25 protein-coding genes and 3 tRNA genes are annotated in these 23,205 nt (G+C 66.8%); 9 read left to right on the top strand and 19 right to left on the bottom strand.

Annotated elements, in window-relative coordinates:
* The first annotated feature begins 80 nt into the window (after positions 1 to 80).
* The gene (locus DVK03_RS05760; protein WP_006600454.1) at positions 81 to 1,223 is read left to right on the top strand and encodes an acyl-CoA dehydrogenase; all 1,143 of its coding nucleotides are present in this window, start codon (positions 81 to 83) and stop codon (positions 1,221 to 1,223) included.
* 2 nt (positions 1,224 to 1,225) lie between these two features.
* Here DVK03_RS05760 and DVK03_RS05765 read toward each other — a convergent pair whose 3' ends face one another.
* Positions 1,226 to 1,549 (bottom strand): DNA-binding protein, encoded by a 324-nt coding sequence (locus DVK03_RS05765; RefSeq protein WP_115802437.1) that lies wholly within the window; start codon positions 1,547 to 1,549, stop codon positions 1,226 to 1,228.
* A gap of 140 nt (positions 1,550 to 1,689) precedes the next feature.
* On the opposite strand from DVK03_RS05765, the gene DVK03_RS05770 reads away from it, so the two are divergent.
* On the top strand, positions 1,690 to 1,965 hold the full coding sequence (locus DVK03_RS05770; protein WP_004063834.1) for a hypothetical protein: 276 nt from the start codon (positions 1,690 to 1,692) through the stop codon (positions 1,963 to 1,965).
* 28 nt (positions 1,966 to 1,993) lie between these two features.
* Here the strand turns inward: DVK03_RS05770 and DVK03_RS05775 are convergent, their stop codons facing one another.
* Positions 1,994 to 2,665 carry a protein sorting system archaetidylserine synthase gene (locus DVK03_RS05775; RefSeq protein WP_008605767.1) on the bottom strand — a complete coding sequence of 224 codons (672 nt, stop codon included), beginning with the start codon at positions 2,663 to 2,665 and terminating at the stop codon, positions 1,994 to 1,996.
* Between the two features lie 166 nt (positions 2,666 to 2,831).
* On the opposite strand from DVK03_RS05775, the gene DVK03_RS05780 reads away from it, so the two are divergent.
* Positions 2,832 to 3,278, top strand: coding sequence for a plastocyanin/azurin family copper-binding protein (locus DVK03_RS05780; RefSeq protein ID WP_006600452.1), 447 nt, complete (start codon positions 2,832 to 2,834; stop codon positions 3,276 to 3,278).
* 129 nt (positions 3,279 to 3,407) lie between these two features.
* Here the strand turns inward: DVK03_RS05780 and DVK03_RS05785 are convergent, their stop codons facing one another.
* From DVK03_RS05785 to DVK03_RS05800, 4 genes are read right to left on the bottom strand one after another with little or no spacing between them, the layout of a single operon-like run.
* Entirely contained in the window at positions 3,408 to 4,067 is a 660-nt protein-coding gene (locus DVK03_RS05785; RefSeq protein ID WP_006600451.1) for a 30S ribosomal protein S3ae, read from the bottom strand.
* Positions 4,060 to 4,302, bottom strand: coding sequence for a KEOPS complex subunit Pcc1 (locus DVK03_RS05790; RefSeq protein WP_115802438.1), 243 nt, complete (start codon positions 4,300 to 4,302; stop codon positions 4,060 to 4,062). Before DVK03_RS05790 ends, DVK03_RS05785 begins: the two co-directional genes overlap by 8 nt.
* The gene (locus DVK03_RS05795) at positions 4,299 to 5,420 is read right to left on the bottom strand and encodes an exonuclease (RefSeq protein ID WP_115802439.1); all 1,122 of its coding nucleotides are present in this window, start codon (positions 5,418 to 5,420) and stop codon (positions 4,299 to 4,301) included. The genes DVK03_RS05790 and DVK03_RS05795 overlap by 4 nt, the downstream gene beginning before the upstream one ends.
* A gap of 4 nt (positions 5,421 to 5,424) precedes the next feature.
* A complete protein-coding gene (locus DVK03_RS05800; protein WP_004043790.1) occupies positions 5,425 to 5,892 on the bottom strand; it encodes a 30S ribosomal protein S15 in 468 nt (155 codons plus the stop codon).
* A gap of 233 nt (positions 5,893 to 6,125) precedes the next feature.
* Here DVK03_RS05800 and DVK03_RS05805 point away from each other — a divergent pair.
* Positions 6,126 to 6,197: transfer RNA gene (locus DVK03_RS05805), tRNA-Ala, on the top strand.
* Between the two features lie 385 nt (positions 6,198 to 6,582).
* On the opposite strand, the gene DVK03_RS05810 is transcribed toward DVK03_RS05805, so the two are convergent.
* The gene (locus DVK03_RS05810; RefSeq protein WP_004063824.1) at positions 6,583 to 6,795 is read right to left on the bottom strand and encodes a hypothetical protein; all 213 of its coding nucleotides are present in this window, start codon (positions 6,793 to 6,795) and stop codon (positions 6,583 to 6,585) included.
* A 154-nt stretch (positions 6,796 to 6,949) separates the two neighbouring features.
* Between DVK03_RS05810 and DVK03_RS05815 the strand changes: the two genes are divergently transcribed.
* Together DVK03_RS05815 and DVK03_RS05820 are read left to right on the top strand one after the other, a co-directional pair.
* Positions 6,950 to 7,021, top strand: a tRNA-Ala gene (locus DVK03_RS05815).
* A gap of 465 nt (positions 7,022 to 7,486) precedes the next feature.
* Positions 7,487 to 8,998, top strand: coding sequence for a hypothetical protein (locus DVK03_RS05820; protein WP_115802440.1), 1,512 nt, complete (start codon positions 7,487 to 7,489; stop codon positions 8,996 to 8,998).
* Positions 8,999 to 9,051: 53 nt separating this feature from the next.
* Here the strand turns inward: DVK03_RS05820 and DVK03_RS05825 are convergent, their stop codons facing one another.
* From DVK03_RS05825 to tatAt, 9 genes are all read right to left on the bottom strand, one after another.
* Positions 9,052 to 9,822 carry a hypothetical protein gene (locus DVK03_RS05825; protein WP_004063820.1) on the bottom strand — a complete coding sequence of 257 codons (771 nt, stop codon included), beginning with the start codon at positions 9,820 to 9,822 and terminating at the stop codon, positions 9,052 to 9,054.
* Positions 9,819 to 10,328: a hypothetical protein gene (locus DVK03_RS05830; RefSeq protein ID WP_008609211.1), complete on the bottom strand. Its 510-nt coding sequence runs from the start codon at positions 10,326 to 10,328 to the stop codon at positions 9,819 to 9,821. Before DVK03_RS05830 ends, DVK03_RS05825 begins: the two co-directional genes overlap by 4 nt.
* Positions 10,325 to 11,317 carry a hypothetical protein gene (locus DVK03_RS05835; RefSeq protein WP_115802441.1) on the bottom strand — a complete coding sequence of 331 codons (993 nt, stop codon included), beginning with the start codon at positions 11,315 to 11,317 and terminating at the stop codon, positions 10,325 to 10,327. Before DVK03_RS05835 ends, DVK03_RS05830 begins: the two co-directional genes overlap by 4 nt.
* Positions 11,305 to 11,940: a hypothetical protein gene (locus DVK03_RS05840; protein WP_006600446.1), complete on the bottom strand. Its 636-nt coding sequence runs from the start codon at positions 11,938 to 11,940 to the stop codon at positions 11,305 to 11,307. The genes DVK03_RS05835 and DVK03_RS05840 overlap by 13 nt, the downstream gene beginning before the upstream one ends.
* Positions 11,934 to 12,434, bottom strand: a complete 501-nt coding sequence (locus tag DVK03_RS05845; RefSeq protein WP_115802442.1) for a hypothetical protein — start codon at positions 12,432 to 12,434, stop codon at positions 11,934 to 11,936. Before DVK03_RS05845 ends, DVK03_RS05840 begins: the two co-directional genes overlap by 7 nt.
* A complete protein-coding gene (locus DVK03_RS05850; protein WP_115802443.1) occupies positions 12,434 to 14,476 on the bottom strand; it encodes a type II secretion system F family protein in 2,043 nt (680 codons plus the stop codon). Before DVK03_RS05850 ends, DVK03_RS05845 begins: the two co-directional genes overlap by 1 nt.
* Positions 14,477 to 17,797 carry a type II/IV secretion system ATPase subunit gene (locus DVK03_RS05855; RefSeq protein ID WP_115802444.1) on the bottom strand — a complete coding sequence of 1,107 codons (3,321 nt, stop codon included), beginning with the start codon at positions 17,795 to 17,797 and terminating at the stop codon, positions 14,477 to 14,479.
* A gap of 490 nt (positions 17,798 to 18,287) precedes the next feature.
* A tRNA-Arg gene (locus tag DVK03_RS05860) sits at positions 18,288 to 18,360 on the bottom strand.
* Between the two features lie 78 nt (positions 18,361 to 18,438).
* On the bottom strand, positions 18,439 to 18,720 hold the full coding sequence (gene tatAt / locus DVK03_RS05865) for a Sec-independent protein translocase protein TatAt (RefSeq protein WP_115802445.1): 282 nt from the start codon (positions 18,718 to 18,720) through the stop codon (positions 18,439 to 18,441).
* Between the two features lie 259 nt (positions 18,721 to 18,979).
* Here tatAt and DVK03_RS05870 point away from each other — a divergent pair, with 259 nt between their 5' ends.
* Both DVK03_RS05870 and DVK03_RS05875 read left to right on the top strand, forming a co-directional pair.
* Positions 18,980 to 19,480 (top strand): redoxin domain-containing protein, encoded by a 501-nt coding sequence (locus DVK03_RS05870; RefSeq protein ID WP_008607425.1) that lies wholly within the window; start codon positions 18,980 to 18,982, stop codon positions 19,478 to 19,480.
* A gap of 81 nt (positions 19,481 to 19,561) precedes the next feature.
* Positions 19,562 to 20,374, top strand: a complete 813-nt coding sequence (locus DVK03_RS05875) for an HD domain-containing protein (protein WP_004063799.1) — start codon at positions 19,562 to 19,564, stop codon at positions 20,372 to 20,374.
* A gap of 93 nt (positions 20,375 to 20,467) precedes the next feature.
* Here DVK03_RS05875 and DVK03_RS05880 read toward each other — a convergent pair whose 3' ends face one another.
* The 3 genes from DVK03_RS05880 to DVK03_RS05890 all read right to left on the bottom strand — a co-directional run bounded on the left by DVK03_RS05880 (position 20,468) and on the right by DVK03_RS05890 (position 22,008).
* A complete protein-coding gene (locus DVK03_RS05880) occupies positions 20,468 to 21,376 on the bottom strand; it encodes a mechanosensitive ion channel family protein (protein WP_004063797.1) in 909 nt (302 codons plus the stop codon).
* The gene (locus DVK03_RS05885; protein WP_004043775.1) at positions 21,373 to 21,621 is read right to left on the bottom strand and encodes a YhbY family RNA-binding protein; all 249 of its coding nucleotides are present in this window, start codon (positions 21,619 to 21,621) and stop codon (positions 21,373 to 21,375) included. Before DVK03_RS05885 ends, DVK03_RS05880 begins: the two co-directional genes overlap by 4 nt.
* A 111-nt stretch (positions 21,622 to 21,732) precedes the next feature.
* Positions 21,733 to 22,008 (bottom strand): ribonuclease P protein component 4, encoded by a 276-nt coding sequence (locus tag DVK03_RS05890; protein ID WP_004063795.1) that lies wholly within the window; start codon positions 22,006 to 22,008, stop codon positions 21,733 to 21,735.
* A 109-nt stretch (positions 22,009 to 22,117) separates the two neighbouring features.
* Between DVK03_RS05890 and DVK03_RS05895 the strand changes: the two genes are divergently transcribed.
* A complete protein-coding gene (locus DVK03_RS05895) occupies positions 22,118 to 23,179 on the top strand; it encodes a glycosyltransferase family 4 protein (RefSeq protein ID WP_115802446.1) in 1,062 nt (353 codons plus the stop codon).
* The last annotated feature ends 26 nt before the right edge of the window (positions 23,180 to 23,205 follow it).

The following is a 23,205-nucleotide window of genomic DNA, read 5'->3' on the forward strand; positions in this document are numbered from 1 at the left end:
GTCTCGTGGGGGGCCGCATCCGCGGACGGCCGAGACGGCGCAGGAGAAAACCATAAGCATAGTCGATGAAAGATTCAGACATGGACTTCGCGCTCACTGCGGAGCAGAAGCAAATCAAGGAGATGGTCTCGGAGTTCGTCGACGAGGAGGTCAAGCCTCGCGCGGCGGAGATAGACGAGACCGACGAGTTCCCCGCCGACCTCGTGGCCGAGATGGGCCAACTCGGCTTGATGGGTATGCCCTTCCCCGAGGAGTACGGCGGTGCCGGCCTCGACTACCACTCCTACGCCATCGGCCTCGAAGAGATTTCTCGCGGCTCCGGCGGCCTCGGCACCATCGTCGCCGCGCACACGAGCCTCGCCGGCAACATGCTCTACGAGTTCGGCAACGAGGAGCAAAAACAGACCTACCTGACGCCGCTCAACGAGGGCACCGACATCGGCGCGTTCGCGCTCTCCGAACCCGGTGCGGGAAGCGACGTGCCGGCCATGGAGACGACGGCGAAGAAAGACGGCGACGAGTACGTCGTCGACGGCGGCAAGCTCTGGATTTCGAACGGCTCCGTCGCCGATACGGTCGTCGTCTTCGCCAAGACCGACCCCGACGCGGGTAACAAGGGCATCTCGTCGTTCGTCGTCCGGCCCGACGAGGACGACGGCTTCGTCGTCGAGGGCACGGAGCACAAACTCGGAGACAAGGGCTGTCCGACCGCCGAACTCCGCTTCGACGACATGCGCATCCCCGAAGACCGACTCCTCGGCGGCGAGGGCGACGGCTTCGTGCAGGCGCTGAAGACGCTCAACGGCGGCCGCATCACCATCGCGGCGCGCTCTATCGGCATCGCCCGCGCCGCCCTCGACGACGCCGTGACGTACGCCGGCGAGCGCGAGCAGTTCGACCAGCCCATCGGGGACTTCCAGGCCATCAAACACAAACTGGCTGACATGGACACGAAGGTGCAGGCCGCGACGCTCCTCATGCACAAGGCCGCAGACCTGAAGATGCGCGACGAGACGTTCATCAAGGAGGCCGCGCAGGCGAAGCTCTACGCCAGCGAAATCAGCCGCGAGGTGGCCAACGAGGGCATCCAGATTCACGGCGGCTACGGCTACACCAAGGACTTCGCCGCCGAGCGCTACTACCGCGACGCGAAGCTCAACGAGATTTACGAGGGGACGAGCGAGATTCTCCGCAACACCATCGGCGACTGGCTCCAGAAGTAACGTCAGTCGACGACCGATTCGTTCGTCCCCTCCGCGTCCTCCGCGCCCCGCGCCCCGTTTGCGACTCGCTCCGCGAGCCACGCGTGGTACGACTCGACCCGCTCTGCGCCCGTGTCGGTGAGGCCGTACACGTCGTAGATGCCCTCGGTCCGCCGTCGGAGGTGGCCCGCCTCCACGAGCGCGTCGAGCGTCCCGTAGAACGACTGCGGGTCGATTCGGAGGTCGTAGTAGCGTTCCAACCGGGTCTTCAGCTTCTGCCCGCGGAGTTCGCCCGCGTCGTAGAGGACGGCACACAGGTCGCGCCGACGGCCGCTCTGAAACCACATGGCTCCCGTCTCGTGGGAGAGACACACGTCACTTTCGTTCCGCCGGCCCGCCGGTCTGCTCCGTCACGTCCAGCCACGCTCTCCCACGCCAGTCCGCCGGAACCGATAGTTTAGACAGCCCGTGCTCCCTAGCGCCTCGCATGACCGACGCAACCGCAGAGGCGAACGGCGTCACCGCGCGGTACTACGTCACCGACGCCGAGCGCGTCCTCGAATTCGACCGCGACGGCCGAACCGCCGCCGTGGCCCAGAACATCGACGGCTACGCGATGTTGAAGGTCCGCCCGACCGTCGAGGGCGACGAACTCGAACGCTACTACGGCTTCGACATGGCGCTGGACCACGCCGCGGAACTCCTCGGCGTGTCGCCGCACGACCTGCCCGTCCCGGAGGACGCGGCTGACATGGGGATGTAAGCGGGCGCGTTCCGTTCCGCCGCCCCGGTCACGCCCAGTAGAAGCGCGGCCCGAGAAACAGGTAGCCGAGCGCCAAGAACAGCAGGCCGAACGAGAAGCCCTCACCGAGCGTCCCCGAGCAGACGATTGCGAGGCCCTGCACCACACCCATGACGAGCGCGTCCTGCGCGTGGAGGTCGGGGTAGGTCACGTCCGAGAGCATCAGCGCGGCCATAACCGCCGAGAGGCCGACGAGCAACATCGGCTCGACGAAGCCGACGAGGACGCCCGCAGACAGAATCGTCGCGGCGAGCGTCGTCGGCACCCCGACCGTCTCGTCGGACCCGCTGTCGTAGGCGGTGTAGAGCGCCAGTCTGACGACCGCGGCCGCGACGAACAGCGCGGCGACGCCGACGCCGGCGACGACCCGGACCCGGTCGAAGCCCCACATCTCGCGGACGACGGCGACGACGAGCAGCGCCGGGGCGACGCCGAAGGAGGCCACGTCCGCGAGGGAGTCGAGGTACGGCCCGGCGTCGGTCCCACCGTAGCGTCGGGCGACCACGCCGTCGAGGCCGTCGGCCATCGCGGCGAGCAGGATGACCTTGGCCGCGAGGTGCACGTCGACCGCGGTTAACACCGCGGCGACGAATCCCAGCGCCGCGTTCCCGGCGGTGACCACGTCGGCGGGGCCCAACCGACCGACGAATCGGGGTCTCATACCGATGCGATTGCGTACCTGCCCTTTCCCTCTTACGTTCCGTCCGTCAGCCCGCGGCTCCGCGTCGTTACCGCCCGCCCCGGTCGGAATCGGCGCGTCTCGCCCCGCTCGGCGGTTCGCCGGGCGAACCATGCGACATTTATCGGTCGCGTCCCGAGAGGCGACCATGCGAGACCACGGGTCTTCGAACGGCGGTCGGACGCGGCGTCAGTTCCTCGCGGCGACCGGTGCGGCGGCGACCGCCGGCCTCGCGGGCTGTGCGACCCTGACGGCGTCCGGCGACGACTTCGACATCGGGATGACCGCGGTCGCGTTCGACCCGCCGACGCTGACCGTCGAGGCCGGCGACGAGGTCGTCTGGCGCAACACGAGCTCCCGCGGTCACACCGTCACCGCCTACGAGGGCACCCTCCCCGAGGGAGCCGCGTTCTTCGCCAGCGGGGACTACGAGACCGAGCAGGCCGCCCGCGACGCCTACTCCAACTCGCTCGGCGGGCTCATCGGCAGCGGCGAGACCTACACGTACAGCTTCGACGTGCCCGGCGAGTACGAGTATCTCTGTATCCCCCACGAGCAGGCCGGCATGGTCGGTACCATCGTCGTCGAAGAGTAGCCCCGGCGCGCAGCGTCGCACAGCGTGGACTCCGGGAGGTAGCACCTGACCGGAGCGCGGCGTGGCTCCCGCTCGAAGCGCGGTCGCATAAAAAGTCGAAGTTCGAAGTCGAGCCGCCGACGAGACGGCTTACGCTTCGGTCTCGTCGTCGACGTCGACTGCGACGTCGTCTTCGTCGACGCTGACGGCGGCTTCCTCTTCGGCCTCGACCTCTTCGGGACGGGCTTCGAGGGAGAACTTCTTGACCTCGACGCGGCGCAGGGGGTAGATGACCTTCGCGTCGCCGTAGATGGCCGACGAGAGGCGACCCTCGACGACGCTCTCGGTGAGCGCGTCGTAGGTGTGGCCCGTGATGGCCTCGCGGGTGAGTTCCGTCATGATGCGACGAATCTCGTGTTCCTGGCTCCGGTCGGCCTTCTTCGTCGTGAAGGCGACGGGCTGGAGCTGGACGCGGTAGTCGTCCTTGGTGATGGCCGTGACGTTGGCTTCGATTTTGGACGCGCCGCGGCGGACGAGGCTCCGGAGGTAGTCTCGGGTGAGCTCCTGCTGGATGAACTCGGTGTAGGCGGCGTCGCTGCCCACGTCCGTAATCTTGAACGTGAGCTTGACGTTGTTCGCGCCCTGGTCGTCGTTGAGGTCGCCGAGGGTGGACTCGACGGTGCGACCGCTGATTTTCTCGGGTTCGTCCGCGAAGGTCGAACCGAGTTCCTTACGGTCGAAATTCTCGGGAGCGATGACGGTGTACCATCGCTTTCCGCGCTTCTGCTTGGAGACGGATCGTTCACTCATGGTTAGTGTCTGTGTGCGTTCGTGTGGCTTCGATGACGGTCTCGGCGACCGTCACGTTGACGACGTAGTCATCGACCGTGGCGTGCAGGCCGCCGGTCGAATCGCGTTCGATTGTGGTGACGAGTTCGTCCCCCTCGACTCGGGTGCGCATCGACACCGTGTTGTCCGGTTCGAGCGCGCCGGCGACGATGTCGGCGTCGTCGTGGGTCGTCCGCAGGGTCGCACGCCGGGTCATCGGCGCACCTCCCTGACGGCCGCGACGACATCGCTCGGCTCCGCCGCGGAGTCGAACGTCATCGTCGCCTCCGACGGCAACCCGGTCGCGGACGCGGCCGGCAGGTCGCTCGCGGCCGCGGCGAGGTCCTCGTCGAGTCCAGCGGGGCCGGTCGAGACGAGGGCCGCGGCACCGACGCCGACCGCGAGAACGGTCGGCTCGGGCGAGCGGAAGTCGCGGGCGAGTCTCGCCACCGTGGCGAGTCGCCCCGGCGAGGACAGGTCACAGGAGAGCGCGTAGAGGCTCTCGTAGCGGCCCGTCGTCGCTCCGCGGAGCGCGGCGTGGGTCGCCTGCGCGTGGTCGCGCCACGCGTCGAGCGCGGCGTCGCGAACGTCGTGTCCGAGCGCCAGCGCGACGGCGGTCCCGGGCGACTCCCGGACGGTCGCGTCGAGCACGTCGGCGAAGCCGCCGACGGTTTCGAACGGCCCGTTCGGGGTCGTCTCCGGGCCCAAAACGCGCTCGACGGCGGTCGCCGCGCGAGCGGTCGCCTCGCCGCTCGTCGCGTCGATGGCGACGAGGGAAGCGACGCGCCTACGGGCGTCGGCGTCGAGTTCGGCCGGGAGCGACAGTTCGGCGAGGTCCGCCTGCGCGCGCTCCCTGTCGGCCGAAAACGGCGCGTGGACGAGCGTCGAATGCGCCAGCCCGTCTGCGAGGTCGCCCGTGGGGACGGCCACGCCGGGTCCGACTTCGACGCCAGCGTCGGCCGCGGCGTCCGCGAGGTCGGTGTCGTCCTTCGGTGTCGTGCCGGCGGCGTGGAAGCCGGCCAGCGCGACCGCCGGGTCGGGGTCGACCCCGAGTTCGCGGACGACCGAAACGGCGTCGTTCGGGTCGAGTTCGAGGTCCGCATCGGCGTCCGACAGCCCGACGACTGCCACAACGTCGTCGTGTGCGACAGTGTCCGGGGCGTCGGTCGCGCGGATGCGGAAGGGGACGTCGAGTGTCCTGAGCGCCCGTCCGACGACACCCGCGGCTGCGACGGCGGCACCGCTCCCGTGGACGCGGAGGCGAACGAACGTCGCCTCGCGCAGGGTCGCGGCGGCGTCGGCGGCGGGTGTCTGTTCGGCGGGGGTCACGGACATTCAGTTATTCTTCGAGGAGTTCGACAGCGACGTCGTAGCTGTACGTGAAGTCGTCGTCGAGCTTGTCGCCGCGGTAGTACGAGACGAGGCGGCGAATCTTCGACTCCGTGTTCTGGAGCGCGCGACGGTTGGACTTGTCCTGCTGGTTCTCCTCCATGTGCTCGCGGAGGCGGATGGCGCGCTCCATGAGGTTGCGGAGGTCCTCGGGGAGGTCGCCTGCGGCGTCGTTCTCCTCGAGGATGGTGGTGACCTTCTTGCCCGTGGCGAGCTTGACGTCGGGGACGGGAACGCCCTTGACGCCTTCGTCGCGCAGGGACAGGCCGATTTGGCTCGGGTCCTTGCCCTGTTCTGCCAGTTCGACGACGCGGGCTTCGATGTCAGCCGCGTCGACGTCGCTCCACTCCGGTGCTTCGTCTGCCACCGGCTTGTCCGAGCTGGACGAGCCACGGCGGCGGGTGTGCATTCGTGCCATTGTTGCGGGTTGGAACCGCACTGACCGCAGAAACGAGTACCCCGCAGTCGTATCACCGACTACCGGGGCACTACCGCAATCCCAAGCCCAAACTGGGCGAGTCAGATTTGCGGCCGTGCTGGATTCCCATCGGGTTGTCCACGCGCGCCGGGTTAAACCGTTTCGACTCGGGCCCGACTCGGTCCGGTCGGAATCGAAGGGCTTCTAAACGGGCGACGGCTATCGGAGGATGCGGGCTCGTAGATCAGGGGTAGATCACTCCCTTGGCATGGGAGAGGCCCCGGGTTCAAATCCCGGCGAGTCCACTCACTTCTCTCTGGACTTCCGACGAGCGGAGCGAGTCGCGAAGCCAGAGTAAATTCGTGTCTGTTCGAGGCGGGATTTGAGCAGCGAGCAAATCTTCGATTTGCGAGTGAGTTCAAATCCCGTGAACTTCGTTCACGACCTTCGCAAACCACCGGTTTGCTCAGTCCCGGCGAGTCCACTCACTTCCTTTCGGTCACTTCGTTCCCTTCAGTCGTTCGTGGACTCGCTGACGTCACGTTCGTTTCACTCACGTGACTCCCGGCGAGTCCATTTCTGAACGAAGTGAAGAAATGACGAGACGAGCGCTCGCCGTAGCGAGCTCCCGCAACCGAGCCGTCGTGGCTGAAACGTGTCGATACGGCGCGTCAGCGCCCCTCTGAAACCTCACCCCTCGTCTTCGAACACGCTCATGTCCTTCGCCGCGAGGTCGGTCACGTGCTTGACGATTTCGGGGTCGACCTGCGCGATGTCGTCGCCGTCGTGGACCTGTTCGTTGTGGCGCTCGATGGCGTCCGCGACCTCCGAAAGCGGAACGCGAGTGGTCGTGTCGCAGGCCTCGCACACCACCGGAACGTCGGGAGCGTCGTCGTCGGTCATACCGAGTGGTTCCGCCAGCGACGGAAAAAACGAGTCGGTTCGTCGCCGCCGTCGTGTTCTGGAGTGCTCGCCCGCCCACGCGGTTCCCCCCCACAGCAGTCGAACGATTCGAAGCCCTTATTTATTCGACCGGGGAATGAACGATTGCGTTTGAGGGCTCGTAGATCAGGGGTAGATCACTCCCTTGGCATGGGAGAGGCCCCGGGTTCAAATCCCGGCGAGTCCATTTCTGAACGAAGTGAAGAAATTGACGAGCCGAGCGCTCGCCGTTGCGAGCGCGTGGATTTGAAGCCCTACCAGTCGCGCACAGCGAACGAAGTGAGCGAGCACGTCTGGTTCCGGGTTCAAATCCCGTGAACTCCGTTCACGACCTTCGCAAACCTCCGGTTTGCTCAGTCCCGGCGAGTCCACTCACTTCCTTTCGGTCACTTCGTTCCCTTCAGTCGTTCGTGGACTCGCTGACGTCCCACTCGCTTCGCTCGCGGGACTCCCGGCGAATCCGCCACGTTCTGGGACCAGACTCTGTTACGGTGGGCTCTCGTCAGTCTCGGAGTCCGCGTCCGGCGACCTACACACCCGCGGTCCCGGAACTATCTCGGCGTCGCTGAGAAGATACCTATCGGACGGGTCTACTTACCTGACTGTCAGGTACCCCGCGAGGTTTTCACCCCGCATCTCCTTCAGGTAGGTAATGAGCGGTCGCCCCCGGGTTCCACTGGTCTATCGCGTCGTCAGAGACCGGACGGCGCAGACCTCGCCGATTGCCGTGGTGCTTCTGTTAGCGATTACGGTCGCCGGGACGACTGCCGTCGTCGCGCTCGGCGGCCCCGCCCTCGACGAGACGAAACAGGCGTCCCAACTGACGCGCGCCGAGCACTCGATGACGCTGTTCGACTCGCGAGTCGCCATCTCCGCGCTCGGCGAGGGCGAAACGCAGTACGTCGACCTCAGCGGCACCGGCGGCGGCGCCTACGTCGTCGACGACGACAGCGGCTGGCTGAGCATCACGCACAAGAACTACACCGACGACGGCGACGACCAACCGCTTTACAACGAGTCGCTCGGAAGCGTCGAGTACCGCAACGGCGACGCCCGCATCGCCTACGAGGGCGGCGGCGTCTGGCGCACGCAGGACGGCGGCACGACGATGGTCTCGCCGCCGGAGTTCCACTACCGCGGGGCGACGCTGACGCTCCCGGTCGTCCGTGTCTCCGGCGACGGGTCGTCGTCAGGAGACGTGTCGGCGCGGGTCGCGGCGACCAAACGTGCCCGGAGCATCTATCCGAACGAGACGGCGGCGTACAACGAGACAGCGGGCAGTTACGACAACCCGGTCAGCAACGGCACAATCGTCGTGACGGTCCACAGCGACCACTACCGAGGGTGGGCGGCGTTCTTCGAGTCGCGGAGCGAGGGGACCGTGACGGTCGACGACGCCAACCAAACCGCGAGCGTGGAACTGGAGACCCTCGGCCTCGTCGGCGAGTTCCAGATGCCGAACGAGGGCACCTCGGTCGACGTGCGCGGAATGGCCGGGAATCACAACGTCTCGGCGTTCACGCTCACGCTCTCGAACGACCAACACCTCCAGAACATGGAGTGGGGGATGTACTACGACGGCGACCAGCGCGACCTCGAACTCCACGTGCAGGCGGACGACAAGTGCAAGGGCGGTAGCTACGACGGCACGTTCGACCTGACGCTCTACTACGCCACCGAAGACGGCAAGTACCACGGCTGGCAGGCGACCGACCTCGACCCGGACACGAGCGACGCGGTGAGCATCGACTGCTCTGCGAGCAACCCCGAACTCAGCGTCGACTTCACCAGTTCGGAGACGATGACCTACGGCGACATTCAGTCGGACAAGGGCTTCGGTAACCAGAACAAGTGGCAGTTCGCCCCCGAAATCACGGACGGCGAGGCCTACGACAGCGTCACCTTCGACGAGCACGCCGCCGACAGCGGCCAGACGTTCTCGAAAGCCGACGGCGACACCGCCTCGATGGCGTTCGTCGTCAACCACTACTTCTCGCTCGCCGCCCCGCAGTTCGAACTGACCGTCACTGACGGGCCGGGCAACAGCCAGAGCGTCGACGAGTCCGGCTCGCGCGGCGAACTCGACTACGACCAGGCCGAGGGCGGCCAGTTCATCACCTTCCTGCACGTCACGGAAAACGAGGTCGAAGTCGACGTCGAGTGAGCGGGTCCGCCCGCCCACCCGACGGTCGCGGTCCGAGTCGGGTCCGGTTCGACTCAGTCGGCGAACGTCATGTCGACCGACGTCGAGACGACGTGAACGCGGGCCGTCCCGTTCACGTAACACGAGACGCTCGGGTACGCGTCCGGCGGCTCAACCACATCGTCGCAGGTCACGTCGGGGCGGCTCGATAGCTCTCGTTCCCAGAGCGCCGCGCGCGGGGAGCGAACGGTCAGGTTCACGTCGTACGAGCCCTCGGTCCGCGCGGCCAGCACGTCGCTCGCGGCCTTGTCGGCGCGGATGAGGAACGTTCCCGACCCGCCGACGGCGGTCGTCGCCTCCTCGTCGGGCCGCGTCACGAACGCCGGAATCAACACCCGCTCGTCGGTGAGCACAAGCGACGGTCGCCGGACGAACGTCCCGGTGTCGCCGCGAGTCCGGAAGAGCGCGTCGAACGCGTAGACGACTCGCTCGTCGCTGGCGTCGCTCTCGTAGACGATTGGCGACACCTCGTAGGTGTTGGTGAAGTTGACCGACGGGTCTCCCGTCCGCTCGCCGGAGACGACGAACTCGACGGGCCGGTCGAGCGTCAGGCTGGCGTCCTGAAGCTTCACCTCGGTCGCCCGACTCGGCGCGCCGCGGTCGGCGATGTCCTCCATGTTGTCCCCGAGGATGTCGAGGGCGCGTTCGGCGTTGTTGACGCGCTCGACGTCGCGGGCGTCTTGGAGGCCGGTCATCCCGACGGCGGTGACGAGGCCGACCATCGAGAGGACGATGGCGAAGACGAAGACGAACCCGAGCGTGTCGCTCACGGCGCGATTGCTCACGACGCCACCTCCACGCCCGACGATGGGTCGTAGGTGATGGTCACGTCGCCGCCGTCGACCCGGCTCGCGGCCAGCGAGGTCTCCGTCTCCACGGAAACGCGGACTGTCACCTCGGGGTCGGTCGAGGTAAGTACGAGTTCGTTCGACGCCGGCAGCACCTCGATGGTGTATGTCGTGCCGGCGACTCGCGGCGGCAGCCGAACCCTCGCCTCGACCCGCGACTCGCCGGGGGCGGCCCCGATTCGGTCGACCGATTCGATGCCGGCCGCGAGCCGGTTGCCGACGACGTCGAGTTCCGTCTCCGTGACTCGCTCGCGTTCGTCGGAGACGAACCCGCCGGCGGCGACCATCAACCCCGAGATGAGGACGACCGTGATGGTGAGCGTGAGGACGTAGCCGAGCGCCGTCGAGACGCCGCGGTCGGTCGAGCGGGGCCGAGCGCGGCTCACGCGCCTCTCGCGCCGAGCACGGTCACCCCGGTCGCCCGGAAGCGTCGGCGGCGTCACGCAATCTCACCCGGCGCGACCCGAAGCTCTCGGGAGACGTACGTCTCGCCCGACTCGTAGACGTACGAGACGGTGACGGCGTACAGCGCCTCCTGTGCGACCGGCGACGACCCGCTTCCCGCGGGTTCGTACTTCGTCGCGTCGAAGACCGTGGCGTTCGTCTCGTCCACGTACAGTTCGTAGGACCCCTCGGCCTCCGCCGCGTTCCGATACGAGACCGTGACCGAGCCGTCGAGGTCGGTGTGGACCGCATCGAGCGGGTCGCAGGCGGTCCCGTTGAGTCGGCCGTCGGCGACGTCAATCGTGACGTAGTCACCCGCGTCGGCCGCGACGCTACAAGTCGTCTCCACGCCACCGGCGTCCTCGACGGCCACGAAGACCCGAGACGAGTCCCGGTAGACCGCGGTTTCGACCGCGTTCGTCTCGTCGTCGACGACGAGGTGGAACGACGACGCGTTCGACGTCGAAAGCGAGTCGCGCGAGACGTTGAACCGGACGCCGCGAACGCCGACGTCGCTCGCGAGCGTCCAGTCGGCCGTCTCGTTCCTGTCCGTGAAGTTCCGCGCCGCGTCGGGCTGGGAGATTCGCGTGCCTCGGACGTGGCTGACGCGCGAGGCGTCCGTCGCGGCCCCCCTGACCGCGGCGAGCGTCGCGGCCGCGTCGCTCCAGTTGCCGAACGCTTCGTCGAACGAACCGGCGAGTTCGCCGTACGTGCCGCCCTCGCGGTTGACCTCGTCGAGGAGCGTCCCCGCTCCCGCCTCGACTGCGCCGCCGTGATTCACCGCGCCGTCGAGGTTCGTGTCGGTCGTGCGCGTGGCGAGGTTTTCGGTGTAAATCGCGGTGTTGAGCGTCAGCGCGAGGCCGACGAGGAGCACCGCGATTGCGAGCGCGGCGACGAGCATCAGCTGGCCGCGGTCGTCGCCGCCGAGACGTGGGAGGTCGTCAGCCGCGTCGCTCGCGCGCTCGAACGCGTCGGTCACATCCGCCATACGACCACCTCCACGTCGACGACGGCGTAGAGCGGTCCCGCGCTCCCGTCCTGTATGAAGTACGTCTCGTCGGTCTCGGCGGCGACCGATTCGAGCGTCTTCGTCGTCTCGACCGCGCGGGGGTCGCCGCCCGGCGACGTGCCCGGTTCGGTCAGCGCGTCGTCGTCAGCGAGCGTCACGAGTCGGGTCCGCGAGACGGCGTGGTCGCTCGGCTCGCCCATGTACACGAGGCGAGTCGTCCGCCTGACCTCCCGGTCGCGCAAGTAGTGCAGGTAGACGTTGAACGCGATGCCGCGGTCCAAGAAGGACTCGTCGAGCATCTCCCCGAAGGCGGTCGGCGGGCCGCCGTCGACGTAGTAGCCGCGCGCGTCGATATCGTAGAAGCTCCCGTTTTCGGGGTTCGTGAACAGCACCGTTCGCTTCAGCGCGCCGGTCTCGGCGGCCGCCGTCAGGACGCCGTCGGCGACGGCGGCCTGCTGGTTTTCGATGTGTTGGCTCGACGTGCTCGCGGTCAGGGGCGTCACCGCGGTCACTTGCAGCGCGAACGTGACGCTGGCGAGAAGCACCATCGCGGCGACGATGGCTTCGAGCGCGTGGGCCTGTGCGCGGGACACGGTCACCACACCCTCACCGATAGCTCGTGGAGGTCGCCGTCGAGGAGAACGGCCCGCCGGGCGGTGACGACGCTCCGGGTGGTCGGAACCGGCTCGCCGGTCGTCTCGACGACGCTTCTGTTCTGTGAGAGCGTGACGTTGAGCCCGTAGGACGCGCCGATGCCGGTCGCGGCGTTGGGGTCGGCGCTGCCGTAGTCGCAGTCGCCGGGGGGCTCGTCGGGCGAGTCCCCGTCGAAGAACGCCGCGGTACAGACCGGGTCGAGCACGTCGGGGTTCTCGTCGTCGACGAGCAGGCGCTGGGTGAGCGAGTCGGCGGCGCGGTTGGCGACGAGCGGGCGGTCCTGTTCGGCCTCGAAGGGGTCGAGAATCTGCGGGATGGTGCCGACAACCCACGCGACCGCGAGGAGGAAGATGCCGACGCCGACGGCGAAGTCGATGGTCGTCTGGGCGCGGGCGCTCCGACCGCTCGTCTCGCGGGCGTCGTCGCCGCCGCGTCGCCGCATCAGCCGACCACCATCCACACCGCGAGCGACAGCGTCTGGAGGATGACGACGAACTTGACCCCCGACAGAAGGTCCGCGTTGCGGATGTAGCCGCTGATGAACCCGGACAGCATCGCCTGGATGGTGACGCCGTGGAAGAACAGAAGCGACAGCAGGTCGGGGTCGATGCCGCCGCCGAAGCTCGGGCCGCCGGTCGTCGCGCCGCTGGAACTCGACGCCTGCGACGAGAGCCCGGCCATCACGTCGAGGAACTGCGTCTTCAGGATGGCCATCACCGCGAGCAGCGTCACGTACGTCATGAGGATGATGGCGACCTGCATCCGGGTCCGCGAGATGCGCTCGCGCTCGATGTCGTCTTGGTTCTCGGAGGCTTGGGCGGCGGTCGTCAGCACCTCGGTAATCTGGCTCGACGCCTCCTGTGCCTTCGTGATGAGTTTGACCGTCCGGGCGAGCCGCGGGATGTGGTATTTGTTGTTGAACTCGACGAGCGCCTCCTTGAGGCTCATCCCGTAGTGGACCTTCGCGTGCATCACCTCGAACTCGTCGGCGAGCTTCCCCGAGGAGGTGTCGGAGACGGTCTTGATGGATTCGAGGAGCGTCTGGCCGGTGTCGTTCGCGCTCGACAGCTTGCGGAGGTTGTCGGAGAGCTTTCCGGTGATGGCCGCCCGCGAGTGGACGTTCCACTCGTGGAAGGCGGTCAGCGGCACCGCGACGAGGTAGACCGGGACGTAAAACCAGATGAACGTCCCCCAGACGGGGTTGGCAATCATCCCGTCCCACGTCGTCGGGGCGGCCCCGCCGGCGACGGAGACGCCGAGGAGCGCGAGCGCCGCCGGCACCGTCAACGCGAGGGTGAAAAGCGGGTGCCGCTTGAAAAACAGGTGCGGGCGGCGCAGGAGCTCTTTCGTCTTGAACGTCCCCTCGCGGGACTTGATGCGCGAAAAGAGGCTGAACTCGCCGACGTAGCTCTCGACGAGCCCCATGTGGACGAGGCCCTCGCGCTGTTGGCCTTGCAGGCGGTCGCTCTCGTCGTCGGGGCTGAGAAAGCCGTCGCCGATTTCGTCCTGTTTGACCGTCGAGACGAGGACGAGAAAGCCGACGCCGGTCAGCGGGATGAGCCCGTAGACGGTCGCGTACAGCAGCCTCGACTGGGCCTCCCCGAGCATGCTCATGATGACGAGGATGATGATGAGAAGCAGCGGGAACAGCGACAGCGTCATGTACATCTCGCCGAACAGCTCCATCGTCTCCAGCGTCTGTTCCTGCTGTTGTTTCGCGGTTCGGAGGTGCTTGTCCTTCTTGTCGTCGAGGAAGCCCTGCATGTCGCCGCCGGAGTTGACGATAGAGAGCATGTCCGTCAGGAACTGCGAGAGCTCGTCCGAGGGGGTCAACAGCGCCTGCTGGCGGATGGCGTTGCGGTAGTCGGTCCCGAAGTACTCCGTCTCCTGGACGATGCTCTGGAACTCCCGGGAGACCTCGCCGTAGGTGTCTTCGGCGCGGGCCATCGCCTCCAGAATCTCCAGTTGGTTCAGCCCGCCCACCGAGAGGGCGTACATGAACGAGACGGCGTCCGACAGGAGCATGTTTATCTCGCGTTTGCGGGCGGACGCCGTCGAGTACGGGATGGCGACGAGTGTCCCGAACCCGCCGGCAAAGCCGAGCGACCCGAAGACGAGCCCCGAGAGCACGACTGCCGCGGGCATCGCGAGCGACCGAAGCGTGTCCGCCGTGGCCTCGCTCCCGACCGGAATCCCGAGGCTCACCGAGTCCGCCGAGACGAGCCCGAGCGCGAAGACGCCGTAACCGACGAGCATCCCGACGAGCCACGACACGAGCCCGACGAGCACGCCGACCGCGAGCGCTCGCGAGAGGTAGAGTTCGACGGTGTCGGGCATCCGGGCCTGCTGGAGTTTCGTTTCGATGTCGGAGACGAACTCTCCGTCCTCGTCGAAGAGGAGCTGAAACAGCGGGTAGAACGCGTCGCCGAGGGTGTCGGTACTGCGGTCGAGCCCGCCCGAGGTCTTCGAGTCGAGATTGCTCATCTACGCTCCCTCGCCGGAGTCGGAGCCGCGCTCGCCCGCGTCGTCCGGGGGGTCGTCGGCATCGACCGCCTCGAACCCGCCCCACGTCTCGTCTTCGTGGCCGCCCTCGTCGTTTCGGCTCGGTTCGTCGTCCGGGTCCGCGGGCGACCCCGACTCCGACCCCGATTCCGACCCCGGTTCCGCTCCCGACTCCGATTCCCCCTCGATACCGAACGCGCCGAAGAAGTCGTCGAGGTCTGCGCCGTCGTTGGGGTCGGAAAACGAGACGCCGTCGTCGTTGAACCCGAACGGGCCGTCGTCGTCTCCGAAACCGCCCGGTTCGTCGTCGGCGTCGGTGTCGTCAGGGGCGGTGTCGTCGGTGTCGTCCTCGTCGCCGTCGCGTCCCGCGTCCAGCGCCGGCGTCTCGCTCTCGCCGTCGAGCGACGAGGGGCCGCGGTCGCCGTCGATTTCGGGCGTGTCGTCGCCCGCGTCCAGTTCGGCTCGGTCGCGCCCCTCGTCGAGTTCTGGGTCGCCGCTCGACGCGTCGAGCGAGTCGAGTTCGTCCCGCTCGCCGGGGGTCGCCTCCACGTCCGGGGCGTCGCGCATGTGGTTGAGCGCCTCCGCGACCTCGCCCACGTCGCGGTCGCGGTAGTCGGGGAACAGTTCGTCTTCGGCCCGGCGGAGGATATCCTTCGCCAACTGCCGGACGTGTTCGGGCGGGTCGGGCCGGGGGACCATCGCCTCGCTGTCGGGGTCGATGTTGATGTGCACCGATTCCATCTCCCGGAGGTCTTCGAGACTGCGTTCGAGGTCGTCGGTCGCCATCAGCCCGAGGATGGTGTCCTGGTCGTTGATGAACGCCTGGAACGTCGCTGCGACCTGCGTGTAGGTGTTGAGCCCGCGGTCGATGAGGTACGCGAGGATGACCTGTCGCTTGAATATCTCCAGTTCGACCGTCTCCTGATTCCAGCCGCGGTCGAACTTTATCTCTTCGAGCGTGTTCGACGAGCCCATCTGGAGGAACTCGTCGGTCTCGGCCTGCCACTGGTAGACGTCTTGGACGTTAATCTCGTCGTTTTCGGGGTCGTAGTGGTTGATTTCGGTGAGCGATTTGTTCCGGCGCACCTTGTTGCCGCCGACCCGCGTCGAGGTCTGGATGGACACGAGGTCGAGGGCGGTGAACATCGTCTTCGAGACGTTGATGGGCGCGGTCGTAAACCGCTTGAGCACCTCCCCGACCGAGTCCGCGTGGAACGTCGTGTACGTGGTGTGACCCGTGGACATGACCTGGAACAGCGTCCGCCCCTCCTCGCCGCGAATCTCGCCCATGACGATGTAGTCGGGGCGCTGGCGGAGGGCGGCTTCGAGCAGGTCGAACTCGTCCACGTCGCCTTTGTCGTCGTCCGCGAACGACGGCCGGGTGACGGAGGCAATCCAGTTGCGCTGGGGCAGTTCGACCTCGCGGGTGTCCTCGATGGAGACGATTTTCGTGTTCGACGGGATGAAAAGCGAGACGGCGTTGAGCGAGGTGGTCTTCCCCGATGCCGTGCCGCCGGCGAAGATGAGACTCTTGTCGTTTTCGATGCAGAGCCAGAGGAACGCCATCTCCTCCAGCGAGAACGTCGACCAGTTGATGAGGTCGATTGGCGTGAAGGGAACGTCCTTGAACTGGCGGATGGTGTAGTTCGTCCCGTGGTCCGACACCTCGCGGCCGAGCGTGAGCTGTGCGCGCGACCCGTCGGGGAGCGTCGCGTCCACCTGCGGGCGGCGCTTCGAGATGCCCTTCCCCGAGCGCTGGGCGAGTTTCACGACGAAGTCGTCGAGTTCGCCCTCGCCGTGGTAGACGTTCGAGATGATCTGCTCGTAGTCGGAGTGGTAGACGAACACCGGCGAGTTGTAGCCGTCGCAGGAGATGTCCTCGACGTTGATGTCGTGTTTGATGCCGTCGATGCGCTCGTAGCCGATGAAGTCGCGGCGGAGGTAGTACTGGAGCTTCCGCACCTGGTAGTCGTTCAGGACGTCGGCGTCGTCGGCGAGGACCGCGGACTCGGGTCGGGCCGCGATGCCGTCGATGCCGCCGAGCGGTTCGTCCTCGTCGGCGGTTCGTGCGCGACCGCCGAAGACTGCGTTCAGCCCCAACCGAGAACCGAGACCGCCGAACCGCCCGGAGGTCGCGGCGGTCGTCGAACCGTCGGCCGACGAGCCGTTGCCGCCGCCGAAGAGACCGCCCAGTCCGAGCCGGGACGCGAGGCCCGACGACTCCGCCGCGCCGTCAGCGTCAGCGGCCGCGTCGGCGGTCGAACCGTCGTCTCCGGCCGCCGCGGCCGCAGACGCCGACGCCGGCGGGTCGTAGAGGTCGTACCGCGAGAGCAGTTCGTAGGTCTCGGCCTCGATGACCCGCCCGCGGTTGTCGCGGCCGCCCTCGACGACGCTGTCGTCGCCGTACTTGATGGCGGTCCGAAGCTTGTTGGTGAGGAACTCCGTCAGGTCGTCTTCGATGCGGTTCAGGTGCGGTTCGACGACGTAGTACTTCTTTTCGTTCTCCTTGACGGAGTGGAAGATGATGACGAACGCGTAGGGTTTGTTCACCCAGTACCGTTCGACCTCGCGGAAGTGCGTCTTCTTCTCCACCGGGACGGCCTTTTCGAGGTCGTAGCGGTTCGCCAGCGTGGTCGTGCCGTCGACGCTGGAGAAAAACGCGTCCTCGTCGAACTCGGGGTCGACGTCGACCGTTCGCTCGTCGACGACAGCGGCCAGTTCCTCGGCGCGCTGGCCGGCCCGCGCGACCGCGTTCTCGATGTGGTCGGGGTCGAAGCCCAGCGCCGCCTCGCCGTCGAAGGGGACGATTTCGCCCGCCGAATCCCGCGGGCGAGCGCCGTCGTCCTCGTAGTAGTACTCGCGTTTGTAGTGTTCCCACAGCCAGACGCCCTTGACGACGGGCGTCGTCTCGGGGTCGCAGAAGGCTTCGAACTGCTCATTGAGGTTCTTCGCGTGCGCGCCGCGGTCGCCCACGAACGCCGCCACGTCGACCGGGTGACAGTCGAGATACTCCTCGGGGTCGAGGCCGACGCGGTCCCAGTCGGCCCGGGTCGGCGTCGACGCCGACCCGTCGTCGTCTTCCCACCGGGACGTACCGGGCGCGTCGCGTTGCGTCCGCGGGTCGCTCCCGTAGAGGGATTCGACATCGCCGTCGCTCCCGTACTCGTCGAGAAAGTCGGCCCACGTGTACGACCCGACGCGCGCGTTCGACGCCTGCTTCGGAGCGGCGTCACTCTCCGCCGGCGACGTCACATCGCCGGATAACGCCTGTTGGTCTCCTCCGTCGGCGTCGTCGGTTGCCATTGTCACCGGGTATTCGGGCCGATGGAAAAGTCTTTTTCCCAATTAACTCACAATTTAAGGTCTGTTTAAGTTCTATTTTTATACTCATTTATGTAGGGTCGGTATCGACTCCCCGGCCGAGCGCACCGTTAAAGTAGGGATTTATCTCCAGCAGGGTCGGCGTATGGCGTGAGTCCCGCGAGCGAAGCGAGTGGAACGCAGGAACGGCAGCGTCAGGAACGACGTGAGAGCGTCTGGCGTGACGGGATTGAGCACACGCGGAGCGGTTGCGATGTACGCGGCGTCGCCCGAACAAACGAAGTGAGAGAGGTCGGCGCGGCGGGATTCGAACCGGACCGAGACTCACTTCGCTCGTCTCGTAGGATTACGAATCCCGCATGGTGCGTTATCGGACTCGCTCCGCCGTCACGACCACGGGCGTGACGGGAGTCCCTCGAGCGAAGTGAAGTGGGACTCAGGAACGCCCGCTGAACGAACGCAGTGAGAGAAGCGGGCGTGACGGGATTCGAACCCGCGATCGAGAGGTTAGGAACCTCTCGCCCTGTCCACTAGGCCACACGCCCCACGGCGCTGTCTCTCAGGATCGGTCAAAAATCGCGTGGTTCGCGCTGGGCGGACAGAAGAGAGACAGTGAGCTGTGGTCAGTTCGACGATTCCGTCGAAACCGAGTCGGTCGAAACCGAGTCGGCGGAACTCTCGCTGGTCGTGTCGTCTTCGTCTTCGTCGTCGTCGCCCGTCATGTCCTGCAGTTCGTCTTCGATCTCTTCGCGGCCGCGCTGGAACTCGCCGATGGCCTGCCCGGAGGACCGAGCGAGCTTCGGAATCTTGTTCGCGCCGAACAGCAAGACGACGATGAGCAGCACGACGAGCAGCTCGGGCCCGCCCGGGAGTCCCGGGAACAGTGGGGTGATGGTCTCGAACATCTATTTCTGCGTTACCTAGTGGCAATTATAGGCTTTTTGCCTTCTACGGGTTCTGGAAAGACGGAATATCGGCGCGTCGGAACGCCCGCATACGCCGAATCGACACGTCTCGGCGCGTCACTCCTACGAAAAGCTTGTGGCCGGTGTGTCGAGCGCAGTCGGTCGGCCGCTGCGGGGGCGGCCAGCGAGCCCGCCGTCGGCGGTACCCCTGAATTTCCGCCGACGGTGAAATAATGTGGGCGGAGTCGAACACCCTCGTATGGTATCAGTCGGCGACGCCGCCCCGGACTTCACCGCACCGCTCACCGACATCGACGGCGACATCGAGTCGTTCACGCTCTCCGAGAATCTCGACGACGCGCCCATCGTCCTCGCGTTCTTCCCCGCGGCCTTCACCGGGACGTGCACCACCGAGATGTGCACGTTCCGCGACCAGATGGCGAACTTCGAGGACGTCGGCGCGACGGTGTACGGTATCAGCATCGACACGCCGTTCACGCTGACGGAGTTCGCCGAGCAGAACGGCCTCAACTTCGGCCTCATCAGCGACACGAACCGCGAACTCGTCGACGCCTACGACGTGACGATGGACTTCGCGGACCTCGGCGTCAACCGCGTGGCGAAGCGCGCGGTGTTCGTCGTGGACGGCGACGGCGAGGTCACCTACGCGTGGGTCAGCGACGACCCCGGCGTCGAACCCGACTACGAGGCGGTCGAGGCCGCCGCCGGAAAACTCGAAGCGCCGAGCGAGGCCGCGTAGGACCGAGACACAGCGTGACGCGGTAGCGCACCTGATTCGGAGCCCAAGTCCTTTTCTCTCCGTGCGACTACCTTGCGGGTCATGAGCGATACCGAAGACACCCTGAACGGCGGCCGCGTCTACGACCCCGAGGCGGACCACGCCTTCCCCGACGAGAAGCTCAACGAGGTGCTCCCCGTGCTCCTCGACGACGAAGAGGTGACGACGCTCCTCGAAGCGCAGAACGTCAACGCGGTGACGCGCAAGGGCTACAACGACCACGGCCCGAAGCACATCGAAATCGTTCTCAACCGCGCACTCCGACTGTACGACCTGCTCAAGGCCGGCGGCTGCGAGTTCAACGGCGCGGCCGAACAGGGCCTCGACGAGGCCGACGAGCCGGTCATCATCGCTCTCGCGGCGCAGCTCCACGACATCGGCCACGTCGTCCACCGCGACAACCACGCCTACTACTCGATTCCGCTCGCGTCGGACGTCCTCGACCGCTTCCTCCCCGAGTTCTACGACCTCGCCGACGCGGTCCGCATCAAAGCCGAAGTCCTCCACGCCATCCTCTGTCACCACCGCGAGGAGGACCCGCTCACGCTCGAAGCCGGCGTCATCCGCGTCGCCGACGCGCTCGACATGGAGCGCGGCCGGTCGCGCATCCCCTACGAGAAGGGCGGCCGCGGCATCAACACGCTCTCCAGTCGCGCCATCAAGGACGTCGTCCTCAAGCCCGGCGAGGAGTCGGCGGTCCTCGTCGAAATCGAGATGCTCAACGCCGCCGGCGTCTATCAGGTCGACAACCTCCTGAAGGCGAAACTCGACGGCTCGGGCCTCGAAGACCACGTCCGCATCGTCGCGGTCAACACGAAGTCCGACGACCGGCTCGTCGAGCGCATCGAACTCTAACCGGCGCTGTCGCGGCGCTGTCGAATCGGGTGTGAAAAAGGCGAGTCGGCGTGTGAACCGGGCGGGGCGGTCCCCCGCGGTCGGTCGTGTGCCTCAGTCGTTGGACTGCGCGAGGCGCTCTGCGCCGCCGACCGAGAGTTCGCCGCTGAGGGTGCGGTTCGGGTAGGGGATGTCGATGCCCTCCTCGTCGAACCGCTCTTTGACGGCGGTGACGTACTCGCCGCGGGTCTTGACGAAGTCGGCGCGGCTGGGCTGGGAAATCCAGATGCGCGACTTGAGCGTGACCGACGAGTCACCGAGTTCGGTCAGCCTGACCGACGGCTCGGGCGTCGTCATGATGCCGTCGTGCGCTTCGGCCTCGTCGAGGATGATGTCTGTCGCCTGCTGGATGTCGTCGTCGTAGCCGATGCCGAACGGCACCTGCAAGCGGAGTTTGTCCTTCGCGACGGGGTTTTTGATGACGCCGTCGGTGAGCTGCGAGTTCGGCACGGTGAGCAGTTCGTTGTCGAACGTGCGAACCCGCGTCACGCGGAAGGAGATGTCTTCGACGATACCGGAGTTGCCGTCCCATTCAATCCAGTCGTTGATGCGGAACGGCTTGTCGGTGAAGATGAAGATGCCGGCGACGAAGTTGGCGATGACGTCCTGCATGGCGAAGCCGATTGCGAGCGTCGCGGCCGCGCCGATGGTGGCGAGCGACTGCAGGATGTTGCCGAGGCCGGCGAACGCGAACCCAGCGCCGAGGGCGACGAACGCCACGACGAGGGTCGCGATTTTCATCAGGGGCTTTTTCGCGTGTTCGTCCGCGCCGCGCCGGTCGAGGACGCGGTTGAGCGCGGACGACACGACGGCCTTGCCGACGATGTAGACGACGGCGAAGCCGAGAACGAGACCCAAGAGCGTCCCGAGCGTCTCGGCGTACGGGACGTTCTGCTGGGTGAGAATTCGACCGACAGCACCGCCGTCACCCTGCAGTTGGAGCGGGACTGCGAGCGCGTTCATCGGTGGTAGACCGCTGTCTTCCCCCGGGTCTCTATCAGGTCCGCGTTCACGCGCTCCGCGAGATCAGCGGCGGCCTCGTCGACCGTCGTGCCCCCGAGCGCCGCCCGGAGGAACTTCGCTTTCACGAGGTTCCGGTCTGCCAGCTGGTCGTTGAGTTCGCCGACCACCGATTCGATGCCGCTCTTACCCACCCAGACGGTCACGTCGAGGTCGTGGGCCTCCTTCCGCAGCTCCTGCGTGTTCATGTGTGGCCTCCACTATGTGCCAGAGGGCTTCAATAGTAAGGCTTTGGCGGCCGTTTGGTTGTCGTACACACGCGGGAACGGGGCGATTCTACCGAAATCGCCGTCGGGCGGTCAGTAGGGATAGCGCTTCGTCGCCCCGCAGTCGCACCTGACGACGACGTGGCCGCCGGCGCGGGTCCGGACGCGGGCGTTGACGCCGGGACGGAGGTAGGCGTCGCAGTCGTCGCAGGTGAACCGGCGGAACGCTCTGGGGAGGCCGCAGCGGTTCCGCTCCGCGACGCGACGGGCGAGGCGGACGTACTCCCGGGCGCGGTCGTGGTCGCGGTCGCTCGCCGCCTCGCGGGCGAGGGCGTGGAGTCGGTCGATGCGCTCCTCCGCGATGTTCATACACGTTCGGGCGAGCGGCCCGGACAAAGACGTTCCGAACCGCGACGCGGGACCGACACCGAGGAACCGAAGCCGATACTGTGATACCCCGGCCGGAAAAACGGCGACTGTGCGCGTCCTGAACTACCTCGAGTTCGCCTCGCAACTCGACCGTAGCGGCATCGGCACCGCCACCGACCAGCAGCGGGCGGCCCTCGCCACGACCGACGTGGAGGTCGTCACCTCCCCGTGGCCCGAGTCGGTCGCCGCGGGTGCCGCGGGCCTCCTGCGGGGCGACGGGGTCGTCCGCAACTACGACGTGGCCCACTGCAACCTCATCGGTCCCGGCTCGCTCGCCGTGGCCAGACACGCCAAACGTAACGACATCCCGCTCGTCCTCCACTCGCACGTCACCCGCGAGGACTTCGCCGAGAGCTTCCGCGGGTCGACCGCGGTCGCCCCCGCCCTCGGGAAGTACCTCAAGTGGTTCTACTCGCAGGCCGACGTGGTGCTCTGTCCCTCCGAGTACACGAAGCGAACCCTCGAATCCTACCCGGTCGACGCGCCGATTCGCCCCGTCTCGAACGGCGTCGACACCGACGCGCTCGACGGCTTCGAAGACCTCCGCGACGAGTACCGAACCGAGTACGACCTCGACGGCATGACCGTGTTCACCGTCGGCAACGTCTTCGAGCGCAAGGGCCTCACGACGTTCTGTACGCTGGCGCAGGAGACGGACTACGACTTCGCGTGGTTCGGCCCCTACGACACCGGCCCGCACGCCTCGAAGACGGTGCGGTACTGGGTCGAAAACGCCCCCGAGAACGTCACGTTCACCGGCTGGATAGACGATATCCGCGGCGCGTTCGGCGCGGGCGACGTCTATCTGTTCGCGACGAAAAACGAAAATCAGGGCATCGCGGTCCTCGAAGCGATGGCCTGCGGGAAGGCGGTCGTCCTCCGCGACATCCCGGTGTTCGAGGAGTTCTACACCCACGGCCACGACTGCCTGAAGTGTTCGACCGACGCGGAGTTCCGCCGGGCGCTCGACCTCCTCGCCCGCGACCCCGACCTCCGGCGACGGCTCGGCGAGAACGCCCGCGAGACCGCCGCCGAACACAGCCTCGACCGCGTCGGCGACAGGCTCGTCGAGACGTACGAGGACGCGCTGGCCGGGCGACTCGAAGGCTGACCGGCGAGATACTCGACCATCTGGAA

The organism is Haloferax sp. Atlit-109R (assembly GCF_003665865.1).
GTDB classification, from domain to species: domain Archaea; phylum Halobacteriota; class Halobacteria; order Halobacteriales; family Haloferacaceae; genus Haloferax; species Haloferax volcanii.